Origin of the sequence: Aliidongia dinghuensis (genome assembly GCF_014643535.1) — a bacterium.
In the GTDB taxonomy this organism is placed as follows: Bacteria; Pseudomonadota; Alphaproteobacteria; order ATCC43930; family CGMCC-115725; genus Aliidongia; species Aliidongia dinghuensis.
In genome coordinates this window covers 200,845-211,652 of the sequence record NZ_BMJQ01000015.1, presented here as the reverse complement: position 1 = coordinate 211,652, position 10,808 = coordinate 200,845, and the positions used below count along the sequence as shown (strand labels likewise).

The window sequence follows — 10,808 nt, the reverse complement described above, 5'->3', positions numbered from 1 at the left end:
GAGAGCTCCTGGCCGACGAAGCGCGAGAGCCCGGTCGTGGGCGCGGCCTCGATCGGCTCGACCGCGGCACTGCCGCCGGAGGCAATCGCCGCCGGGAAGCCGGTGGTGCGCACGGTGATGATCTTGACCGCATCCTTCGACTGCACGGTCGCCAGCGCATTGCCGGCATAGATCGGCCGGACGAACGTGTCGGGCGAGACGACGGCCGAGATGTCCGAGACCTGCGCCACGTCGAGGAGGGCGGCCACGCGCGGCATGAAGTTCTTGCCCGACGTGGTCGCCGGCGCCAGCACATGGCTGTAGCCGGGCGCGAGCTTGACGACGAGGGCGGCCAGGTCCTCGGCCAGGCGATGCTCGTAGATGGGTGCCTCGGCCAGCAGCACCTTCGCGACACCGGCGATCTGGGCGGCGGCGTCGGCCGCGGGCCTGGCGGCAGAGCCTGCGACCAGCACATGGATCTCGCCGCCGATGGCAGTGGCGGCCGCGACCGTGTTGAGGGTCGCGGGCTTCAGTTCCGAGTTCGCGTGCTCGGCAATGACCAGAATTGCCATCAGATGACCCTCGCCTCGTTCTTCAGCTTGTCCACGAGCTCGGCGACCGAGCCCACCTTCTTGCCGCCCTGGCGCTTCGGCGGTTCCTCGACCTTGAGCGTCGTGAGGCGCGGCGTCACGTCGACGCCGAGCGCGTCGGGCGTCAGCGCGTCGATCGGCTTCTTCTTCGCCTTCATGATGTTCGGCAGCGAGGCATAGCGCGGCTCATTGAGGCGCAGGTCGGTCGTGACCAGCGCCGGCAGCTTGAGATCGACGGTCTCGAGGCCGCCGTCCACTTCGCGGGTGACCGCGACCGTGCCGTCCTTGAGATCGACCCTGGACGCGAACGTGCCCTGGGCCCAGCCCAAGAGCGCCGCCAGCATCTGGCCGGTCTGGTTGCTGTCGTCGTCGATCGCCTGCTTGCCGACGATGACCAAGGTCGGGCTCTCCTTGTCGACGATCGCCTTCAGGAGCTTCGCGACGGCGAGCGGCTGCAGCTCGGCATCGCTCTGGACATGGATGCCGCGGTCGGCGCCCATGGCGAGCGCCGTGCGGATCGTCTCCTGCGCCTGGGCCGGGCCCATCGAGACCGCGACCACCTCGGTCGCCTTGCCGGCCTCCTTGAGGCGCACCGCCTCTTCGACGGCGATCTCGTCGAACGGATTCATCGAGAACTTGACGTTGGCGGTCTCGACCCCCGTCTGGTCCGCCTTCACCCGGACCTTGACGTTGAAGTCGACCACCCGCTTGACGGCGACGAGAACTTTCATCGGTTCACTCCGACCGGACGCGGCCCTCAGGGCGAGGCGGCCCGGCCTTGCGGCTGGTTATCGTTGATCGGGGAGAACCCCGACGGCTCTGAGAACGCGCGGGCCCGGCCGGGTGCCGGCCGAAACCCGATCGCGCGGGTCATCTCTGGCCCGCGGACGATAGGGAGAGGGTGGGGGCGAGTCAATTCAGGGCGCCCACCCCTTCCGTCATTCCCGCGCAGGTGGGAATCCAGGGCGAGCGACGAACTGCGTCTGGCGGCAACAGTCATTGCGGCAACCCTGGATCCCCGCCTGCGCGGGGATGACGGGGGAAAAGAATCTGACGTCATCGGTTGCCGCCCGGCACCCACAGGACATCGCGGGCGCCGTCGTCGTTGGCGTGGCGGCTCAGCACGAACAGGTGATCGCTCAAGCGGTTCAAGTACTTGACCGCCTCAGGATTGACCGGCTCGGCCTCTGCAAGCTCGGTCACCAGTCGCTCGGCCCGGCGCGTCACCGTGCGCGCCAGGTGCAGAGTGGCGGCGAGCGGCGTGCCGCCCGGCAGGATGAAGGATTTGAGGGGGGCGAGCTTCGCATTCATGGCATCGATCTCGCGCTCGAGCCGGTCGACCTGGGCCGCCACGATGCGGAGCGCGCCCGCGCTTTTCCGCCCGTCCTCCGGCGTGCAGAGATCGGCGCCCAGATCGAACAGGTCGTTCTGGATGCGCGCCAGCATGGCGTCCGCCTCCGGGTGCTCCGCCGCATGGAGCCGGGCAAGGCCGATCGCGGCATTGGCCTCGTCGACCGTGCCGTAGGCCTCGACCCGGGTCGCGTGCTTCGGTACGCGCCGACCGTCGCCGAGCGAAGTCTCGCCCTTGTCGCCGCCGCGCGTGTAGATGCGATTCAGCGTGACCATGGCATGCTTCCGCCCATCGAACTCCCGCCCATCGAACTCATTGCCGGAACAGGGTCATGAACAGCACGACCAGGATCAGCGCCAGGAACTGCAGCACCACGCGCATCTGCATGTACTTGTTCGAGCGCCGCGGGTCGTTGCCGCGGAACATCTGGATGATCCCCCGGACGAGCACGGCCAGGGTGGCGAGGGCGGCAAGGATGATGCCGAAAACAAGAATCGTGTGCATCCGGCGGACTATAGTCGCGTGCACCGCCCGCGCCCATAGTGCTCTCCATCGTGCTCTGGTCCACAGTGCTCTGGTCCATAGTGCTCTGGCGCTTTGCGCGGGCGGGGCTTCGCCCTATGCTGGTGCGCCCGCCCGAAGCAGCGACCGAGCCTTGCCGATGCGTTTGCCGTCCGTCGAACCTTTCCGGCTTCCCGCCGCCATGCTGCGACGCTGACCGGGGCATTCCGTGACCGTCGCTGTCGTCCTCGATCTCGATCCGAGTGCCGCCACTGTGCTGGACTGGCTCGCCGGCACGCTCGAGCACAGCGCCGGGCTGCCGAGCTATCGCCAGACCTATAGCCAAGCCGGTCTCGGCCCGCACATGGCGCTCGCCGCTTATGAGACGGTCTATCTCGCGGATCTGGCGCCCCGGCTCGACCGTTGGGCTGCGGCCGAAGTGCCGCCGACGATCCGGCTCGGCAGCCTGGGCGTGTTCGGCGGCCCGAGCGGCACTCTCTACCTGGCGCCGATCGTCGGCCCCGCCCTCTTGGCGTTGCACGAGCGGTTCCATATGGCTTTCGCCGACCTGGCACCGCACCGCTGGCCGTTCTACGAGACCGGCAACTGGATCCCGCATGTGGCGCTCGCCCAGAACCTGGATGGGCTCAGCCTGGCCGGCGCCGTCGAGGCGCTCGCCCCCGGCTTCGCGCCGATCGACGCCCAACTGCCGGCGCTGCGTGTGATCAGCTACGACCCACTCGAAACGCTGCATCTCTCGATGCTGGGGGCGGGGGTGTTTTAGGTCGGCGCGAGCCTTTCCGGTTTCGGCACCTTCACCCCGACCCTCTCCCGCAAGCGGGAGAAGGAGCACAGACTTCCCTCGCCCGCTTGCGGGAGAGGGCGGGGCCCAGCCGCGAGGCTGGGAGAGTGAGGGTGTGAGGGGCGCCGGCAGACAGCTGCCGATCACACGCTTATAATGCGCTCTGAGGTGAGACATGGCATTCGGCTATCGGGCTGACGCACCCAAGCGAGCGATCACGCTATCGCTCAACGGCGACCTCGTGTCCAAGGTGACGGTGTTTGACAAGGATCTGTCCGGGGTCGTCGAACGTATGCTGGCCGAATTCCTGAAGGAACGAGAGGCCGCGGTAGACCAGGCGATAGAGAGCTGGAACGAGTACGAAGCGAAAACCGGTTCGGTTGTCGACGAACACATCGACCTCTGAAGACACCTCAATTCCGTCCCGCCAACAGCCCGCGGGCGATGACCTGGGCCTGGATCTCGGCGGCGCCCTCGAAGATGTTGAGGATGCGGGCGTCGCACAGCACGCGGCTGATCTTGTATTCGAGCGCGTAGCCGTTGCCGCCGTGGATCTGCAGCGCGTTGTCGGCATTGGCCCAGGCGACGCGCGCGGCCAAGAGCTTCGCCATGCCGGCCTCGATATCGCAGCGCCGGTCGCTGTCCTTCTCGCGTGCCGCGAAATACGTGAGCTGCCGCGCCACCATGGTCTCGACCGCCATCCAGGCAAGCTTGCCGGCGACGCGCGGGAAATGGATGAGCGCCTTGCCGAACTGGATACGGTCGAGCGCGTATCTGAGCCCGATCTCGAGCGCGTTCTGGGCGACGCCGACGGCGCGCGCCGCGGTCTGCACGCGGGCGCTCTCGAACGTCGCCATCAGCTGCTTGAAGCCCTGGCCCTCGATGCCGCCCAGCAAATTGGCGGCCGGCACGGCGAAGCCGTCGAAGCCCAGCTCGTATTCCTTCATGCCGCGATAGCCCAGCACCTTGATCTCGCCGCCGGTCATGCCCGGGGCGGGGAACGGGTCCGTCCCCGTGCCGCGCGGCTTTTCGGCGAGGAACATCGAGAGGCCGCGATAGCCGGCCTCGCCGGCGTCCGTGCGGGCCAAGAGCGTCATGAGGTCCGACCGGCTCGCGTGGGTGATCCAGGTCTTGTTGCCGGTGATCTTGTAGGTATCGCCGTTGCGCTGGGCGCGCGTCCGGAGCGAACCCAGGTCGGAGCCGGTGTTGGGCTCGGTAAAGACCGCGGTCGGCAGGATCTCGCCCGATGCGATCTTCGGCAACCAATGGGTCTTCTGCTCTTCCGTGCCGCCAAGCCGAATGAGCTCGGCCGCGATCTCGGACCGGGTGCCAAGCGAGCCCACGCCAATATAGGCACGCGACAGCTCCTCGGTGACGACGCACATGGCGAGCTTGCCGAGGCCGAGGCCGCCGTATTCCTCGGGGACGGTGAGGCCGAACACGCCCAGTTCCGCCATCTGGTCCACCACCTCGATCGGGATCAGCTCGTCCTTCAGGTGCCAGTCATGGGCGTGAGGCTCGACCGCCTCGGCGCCGAAGCGGCGGAACTGGTCGCGGATCATGCCGAGTGTCTCGTCGTCGAGCGCCGCGTCGCCGAAGCCGCCGCCGTCGAGCCCGTCGCGGATCAGTTCGGCGATGCGCAGCCGCACCGGCGCCGTGGTGCCGGCCGCGATCAGCGCCTTGACCGCGGGCGTGCGGAAAGCGGCGACCTCGTCCTCCGCGATGCCGAGGTCGGCCGGGCGGATCATCTCGACCTGGCTCAGCGGCACGCCGCCCTCGAGCTGGGCCAGATATTCGCCGAACGCCGCTTCGAGCATGAGGGCCTCGAGTTCGCCGAAGCGCCCAGTCGCCTCGAGGCGGAGCGCCCAGGCGCGCATCTCCGTGAGCGCCCGGCCGTATGTGGCGACCCAGGCGAGGCCGTGTGCTGCGTACTGCTGCCGCTCCAACAGGTCGGCATCGACCGCGCCGCCGGGGGCCACGAGCGAGGCCACGCCACGCCGCCCGGCCTGGACCAGCCGGTCGGCCGCATCGACTGCGGCAGCGGTCAGGGCCAGCAGGTCGGGCAGCAGAATGGGGGTTGAATCAGGACGGGGAACGGCTGCGGTCATCAGCGTCAGTCTCTTGCAGGTTCACAGGCGGCACGACCCTCACCCTCCCGCGTGCCGCGGGTCCCTCCCTCTCCCGCTTGCGGGAGAGGGTCGGGGTGAGGGTGGCGCTGCTTCGAAGCCTCTCAGGCGTGGATGGCGTCGTCGAGCGTCTTCAGGCCCGGATGCTTCGCCTGGACCAGCACGGCCATGTTGCCGGGCTTGTGCTCGTTGCGGCGCATCTTGGTGTGGGCGCGCGGGATGTCGGCCCAGGAGAAGACTTCCGACATGCAGGGATCGATGCGCCGCTCGACCACCAGCCGGTTCGCCTGGCTCGCCTGCAGCAAGTTTGCGAAATGGCTGCCCTGGATGCGCTTCTGGCGCATCCAGACGAAGCGCGCGTCGAAGGTCAGGTTGTAGCCGGTGGTGCCCGCGCAGAACACGACCATGCCGCCGCGCTTCACCACGAAGCAGCTCACGGGGAAGGTCTGCTCGCCCGGGTGCTCGAACACGAAATCGACGTCGTTGCCCTTGCCGGTAATATCCCAGATCGCCTTGCCGAAGGCGCGGCACTTCTTCATGTATTCGGCATAGGCCGCCGGGTCGTCCACGTCGGGCAGCTGGCCCCAGCAGTCGAATTTCTTGCGGTTGATGACGCCCTTGGCGCCCAGCTGCATCACGAAGTCGCGCTTGTCGTCCTCCGAGATGACGGCGATCGGGTTGGCGCCGGCCGTCGCGATCAGCTGGATCGCCATGGAGCCGAGGCCGCCCGCCGCACCCCAGACCAGCACATGGTCGCCGGGGCGCAAGATATGCGGGCGATGGCCGAACAGCATGCGATAGGCGGTCGCGAGCGTCAGCACGTAGCAGCCGCTCTCCTCCCAGGTGAGATGGCGCGGCCGATCCATCAGCTGCCGGCCCTGGACGCGGGCGAACTGGGCGAAGGAGCCGTCGGGCGTCTCGTAGCCCCAGATGCGCTGCGAGGGCGAGTTCATCGGGTCGCCGCCGTTGCACTCCTCGTCGTCGCCATCGTCCTGGTTGCAATGGACCACGACCTCGTCGCCGACCTTCCAGCGCTTGACCTTGGAGCCCACGGCCCAGACGATGCCCGACGCGTCGGAGCCGGCGACGTGGAATTCCGCCTTGTGCACGTCGAACGGCGAGATCGGCCTGCCCAAAGCGGCCCAGACGCCATTGTAGTTGACGCCGGCGGCCATCACCATGACCAGCACCTCGTCCGGGCCGATCGACGGAGTCGGCACGACCTCGACCTGCATCGCGGTCTCCGGTTCGCCATGGCGCTCGCGCCGGATGGCCCAGGCATACATGCGCGACGGCACGTGACCGAGCGGCGGAATCTCGCCGATTTCGTAGAGATCCTTTGTCACTTGTTGCGCACTCGTGCCATTTTCAGGCCCGCCATTGTGCAGCTTGATGACTTCGGCCGTGCCGCTCATCGCTCTTCTCCCGATTCCTCGACCCTGGTCGCGCCGCTTGAGGCGCTCTCAAGAATTTTTCCTGGCGACCATCGGGAAACCTTGGGTTTTTCCCGGTGTTTGTCCGTTGATCGCTGTCTCGTTGCAACGCATCCTGCCCGGACTGAAATCTGTTTGCAATGCACAAAACGACGGAATATTACTCATGGTTCCTGCTGTGGGTTCTTTTATTACTAAAATTGCGCCGTTACAGGAAATTGCGGCAGGCAGCAACGTCGAGCAGTCGTGTGACAATATAAAACCCGCGTCGCCACAATAGGTTGCAAGGTCGAGGGGAGGGCCGGATGAGCGAGGACAAGTGCGGACCGAATGCAGCACAGAACGCAGCTCAGAACGCAGCTCAGGCTGGGCGGGAGCAGCCCTGGCTGATCCGGACATATTCCGGCCATTCCTCGGCGGCCGCATCGAACGCGCTCTATCGCACGAATCTGCAACGCGGCCAGACCGGCCTCTCGGTCGCGTTCGACCTGCCGACCCAGACCGGCTACGACGCCGACCATGTGCTGGCGCAGGGCGAGGTCGGTAAGGTCGGCGTGCCGGTCGGCCATCTGGGCGACATGCGGGCCTTGTTCGACGGCATCCCGCTCGAGCGCATGAACACGTCGATGACGATCAATGCGACGGCGCCCTGGCTCTTGGCGCTCTACATCGCCTGCGCCGAGGAGCAGGGGGCGAAGCGGGCGGCGCTGCAGGGCACGACGCAGAACGACATCCTCAAGGAATATCTCTCGCGCGGCACCTACATCTTCCCGCCGGGGCCGAGCCTCAAGCTGACCGGCGACGTGATCGCGTTTACCTATCGGGAACTGCCGAAATGGAACCCGATGAACGTCTGCTCCTACCACCTGCAGGAGGCGGGTGCCACGCCGGTGCAGGAGTTGGCCTATGCGCTCGCCAACGCGGCCGCCGTCTTGGACGCGGTCAAGGCCTCGGGCCAGGTGCCGGACTCGGAATTCGGCCAGGTCGTGGGCCGCATCAGCTTCTTCGTCAATGCCGGCATCCGGTTCGTGACCGAGATGTGCAAGATGCGCGCGTTCACCGAGCTTTGGGACCGGCTCGCTCGTGAGCGCTACGGCATCGCCGACGAGCGCTTCCGCCGCTTCCGCTACGGCGTGCAGGTGAATTCGCTGGGCCTGACCGAGCAGCAGCCGGAGAACAACGTCTATCGCATCCTGCTCGAGATGCTGGCGGTCGTGCTCTCGAAGAACGCCCGTGCCCGCGCCGTGCAGCTGCCGGCCTGGAACGAGGCGCTGGGCCTGCCCCGGCCCTGGGACCAGCAATGGAGCCTGCGCCTGCAGCAGATCGTGGCCCACGAGACTGACCTGCTCGAATATGGCGACCTGTTCGACGGCTCACCCGTGGTTGCGGCCAAGGTCGAGGAACTGGCGCGCGAGGCGATGGCCGAGTTCGACCGGCTGCAGGCCATGGGCGGCGCCGTCGCCGCGATCGAGAGCGGCTACATGAAGCAGCGCCTCGTCGAATCGAACGCCCGGCGCCTCACTGCGATCGAGAGCGGCGAGCAGTCGGTGATCGGCGTCAATTGCTTCACCGAGACCGCCCCTTCGCCGCTGGTCGCCGAGGGCGATGCCGGCATCCTGACGGTCGATGCGGCGGTCGAGCAGGAGCAGATCGGGCGGCTCGCGGCCTGGCGCGCGGCGCGCGACGGCCAGGCGGTCCAGGCGGCGCTCGATCGTTTGCGCCAGGTTGCGGCGGACGGCGGCAACATCATGGAACCGTCGATCGCGGCGGCCCGGGCGGGTGTCACGACCGGCGAATGGGCCGGAACGCTGCGTCTGGTGTTCGGCGAATATCGGGCGGCGACCGGCGTCGCCGCGGCGTCCGCGACCGGCGGCGCCGCGGCGCCCAAGGACGCGCTGAAGCCGGTGCGCGAGCGGGTCGCCGCCGTGTCGGACCGGTTCGGCCGGCGCTTGAAGATGCTGGTCGGCAAGCCCGGGCTCGACGGCCATTCGAACGGCGCCGAGCAGATCGCGCTCAAGGCGCGCGATGCCGGCTTCGAGGTCGTCTACGAGGGCATCCGCCTCACGCCGGCCCAGATCGTCAATGCGGCGCTCGAGGAAAGCGTCCATGTCGTGGGCCTGTCGATCCTGTCCGGCAGCCACGTGGCGCTGGTCGGCGAGGTGATGAAGGGCCTCGAGGCGGCCGGCATCGACGACGTGCCGGTCGTGGTCGGCGGCATCATCCCGCCCGAGGACGCGGCGACACTCAAGGCCGCCGGCGTCGCCCGGGTCTACACGCCCAAGGACTACGATCTCACCCGCATCATCGCCGACATCGTCGAGCTCATCGACGAGACCGGCGAGCTCGCGGCGTGAGGAGATGCCTCAACACTCTGACGTCATGATGAGGGCCGCTACGGCGTGCTGCCGCGCATCGAGGCGGGGTGCTGTCCCGGCGTCTTGATGTTGGCGCCGACCTTGGTGAGCTTCGTGCCGTCGACCCGGAACACCGCGAGATCGGTGTCGAGGTAGTTGCCGACATAGAGATATTTGCCGTCCGGGCTGAAGGCGATGCCCTCGGCCAATTGGCCGACCGGCGCCTCGCCGACCTTCGTCACTTTCTTGCCGTCGATCTTGAGGATGGCGAGATAGGCATGGTCGTGGTGGAAGAAGGCGGCCTTCGGCACATTGCCGTTGCCGTTCAGGATGACGGAAATCGCGAGCTTGCCGGAGGGGCTGACGGCCAGGCCCTCCGGCCCGTCGCCGATCACGACCTGATCGATGACCCGCGGCGGGGCCGCCTCCATGTCGATGATCGCCGCCGTGTCGACCTGGCCGTCCGACGCGCCGCTGCCGCCGTTGACGTTGACGATGCCGATATGGCCGCCCGGCGGAATCTGGACGTTGTACGGAAAGACGCCGACGGTCATGTCGTAGTTCGTGTAACTGACCTTCTGCCCGTCGATCTTGAGCAGCGCCACGCTGTTGGCCGCGGACTTGACGACCAGCGCCTGCTTGCCGTCGGGCGTGATCGCGACGGCGGAAAGCTGCTGGTTGGGCGCACCGGCCGGTGCCAGCGCCACCGTGTCGATCAGCTTGACCTCGGAGCCGGCGATCGACAGCACGCTCACCGTATTGTCGGCGCGGTTGGCGATCAGGCACAGGTCGCCCTTGCGGCTGATCGCGAGGCCCGAGGGCTGCTTGCCGACGTCCACCGTGGCGATGAGCGCGATCGGCTTTGCCTTGAGGTCGATGACATAGAGCTTGGTGTCGGGCACGCCCTTCCAGCCGCCATTGCCGTCGTCGACCCAGTGGAGTGAATTCGCGACCAGCGCCAGCCGCTCGTCCGGCGTGATCATGAGGTTGGTCGGCGGCCCGACCACGGTGTTCTCGAGCTTGAGCGTGGCGATGGTCGCGGGTGTCGTCGGCTTGGCGATGTCGAGGATGGTCACGGTATCGTTGCCGGGCGGCTTGTTGACCGCCTTGCCGGCATCGTCCCAGACCAGCTTCTCGTCATTGCCGACGACGAGCAATTGCGCCCGAGCGGCAACAGGCGCCAAGAGCAGCGCGCCGAGGCCGAGCACGGCCGCGGCCTTCGCAAAGGCGGGCATCGAGGTCCTCCCCTGATTTTATCGTTCGGCCGCAACGGCCGCCCCGCTGCCGCAACGGCAGCTTGTACGACATCAGGGTACCTCGTTGATTCGGGCGCCGCTACCGGCGTGCGCCGGCAGCGGCCGACCCAGGGGAATTATCGGGTCAGTTGACGACGCCCTTCAGAGCCGGATGGGTCATGGTCGGCGTGAATTCGTAGATGTCGTATTGCGCCAGGCCCTTGACCTTGAACGGATCCTTCTCGAGCTCAGCCTCGAGCGCCGCCCGGCTCGGCGCCGTCGCGATGATCACGCCGCCGGTGCGGCCCACCTGGCGGCCGGACGCGATGCCGAAGCCGGCGGCGTAGAAATCGGCGAGGAAGGCGCGATGAGCGGCCAGCGCCTGGTCGACTTCTTCGAGCGGGCGGACATAGCTCAGGATGACGGCGAACATGGGG

At 67.5% G+C, this 10,808-nt stretch carries 10 protein-coding genes and 1 pseudogene; 3 read left to right on the top strand and 8 right to left on the bottom strand.

Features of this window, described 5'->3' with window-relative positions; translation table 11 throughout:
* The 4 genes and pseudogenes from IEY58_RS25800 to IEY58_RS25785 all read right to left on the bottom strand — a co-directional run.
* Window positions 1-551 (bottom strand): annotated as a pseudogene (locus IEY58_RS25800) (electron transfer flavoprotein subunit alpha/FixB family protein); the annotation flags it as partial.
* Window positions 551-1,300 (bottom strand): electron transfer flavoprotein subunit beta/FixA family protein, encoded by a 750-nt coding sequence (locus IEY58_RS25795; protein WP_189051026.1) that lies wholly within the window; start codon window positions 1,298-1,300, stop codon window positions 551-553. The gene IEY58_RS25795 and the pseudogene IEY58_RS25800, both read right to left, overlap by 1 nt.
* Window positions 1,301-1,625: 325 nt before the next feature.
* Complete coding sequence (locus tag IEY58_RS25790; RefSeq protein ID WP_189051025.1) at window positions 1,626-2,195, bottom strand: cob(I)yrinic acid a,c-diamide adenosyltransferase; 570 nt, start codon at window positions 2,193-2,195, stop codon at window positions 1,626-1,628.
* Between the two features lie 37 nt (window positions 2,196-2,232).
* The gene (locus IEY58_RS25785) at window positions 2,233-2,424 is read right to left on the bottom strand and encodes a twin transmembrane helix small protein (protein ID WP_189051024.1); all 192 of its coding nucleotides are present in this window, start codon (window positions 2,422-2,424) and stop codon (window positions 2,233-2,235) included.
* 226 nt (window positions 2,425-2,650) lie between these two features.
* On the opposite strand from IEY58_RS25785, the gene IEY58_RS25780 reads away from it, so the two are divergent.
* Together IEY58_RS25780 and IEY58_RS25775 are read left to right on the top strand one after the other, a co-directional pair.
* The gene (locus IEY58_RS25780; protein ID WP_189051023.1) at window positions 2,651-3,205 is read left to right on the top strand and encodes a 2'-5' RNA ligase family protein; all 555 of its coding nucleotides are present in this window, start codon (window positions 2,651-2,653) and stop codon (window positions 3,203-3,205) included.
* A 193-nt stretch (window positions 3,206-3,398) separates the two neighbouring features.
* On the top strand, window positions 3,399-3,629 hold the full coding sequence (locus tag IEY58_RS25775) for a type II toxin-antitoxin system CcdA family antitoxin (RefSeq protein WP_189051022.1): 231 nt from the start codon (window positions 3,399-3,401) through the stop codon (window positions 3,627-3,629).
* 7 nt (window positions 3,630-3,636) lie between these two features.
* Here IEY58_RS25775 and IEY58_RS25770 read toward each other — a convergent pair whose 3' ends face one another.
* Window positions 3,637-5,331 (bottom strand): acyl-CoA dehydrogenase family protein, encoded by a 1,695-nt coding sequence (locus IEY58_RS25770; protein WP_189051021.1) that lies wholly within the window; start codon window positions 5,329-5,331, stop codon window positions 3,637-3,639.
* 122 nt (window positions 5,332-5,453) lie between these two features.
* Window positions 5,454-6,764 (bottom strand): crotonyl-CoA carboxylase/reductase, encoded by a 1,311-nt coding sequence (gene ccrA / locus IEY58_RS25765; protein WP_189051020.1) that lies wholly within the window; start codon window positions 6,762-6,764, stop codon window positions 5,454-5,456.
* A gap of 323 nt (window positions 6,765-7,087) precedes the next feature.
* Between ccrA and IEY58_RS25760 the strand changes: the two genes are divergently transcribed.
* Window positions 7,088-9,136: a protein meaA gene (locus tag IEY58_RS25760; protein ID WP_189051019.1), complete on the top strand. Its 2,049-nt coding sequence runs from the start codon at window positions 7,088-7,090 to the stop codon at window positions 9,134-9,136.
* A gap of 38 nt (window positions 9,137-9,174) precedes the next feature.
* Here IEY58_RS25760 and IEY58_RS25755 read toward each other — a convergent pair whose 3' ends face one another.
* Both IEY58_RS25755 and IEY58_RS25750 read right to left on the bottom strand, forming a co-directional pair.
* Window positions 9,175-10,371, bottom strand: coding sequence for a lactonase family protein (locus tag IEY58_RS25755; protein WP_189051018.1), 1,197 nt, complete (start codon window positions 10,369-10,371; stop codon window positions 9,175-9,177).
* 145 nt (window positions 10,372-10,516) lie between these two features.
* Window positions 10,517-10,804, bottom strand: coding sequence for a YciI family protein (locus IEY58_RS25750; protein WP_189051017.1), 288 nt, complete (start codon window positions 10,802-10,804; stop codon window positions 10,517-10,519).
* Between the last annotated feature and the right edge of the window lie 4 nt (window positions 10,805-10,808).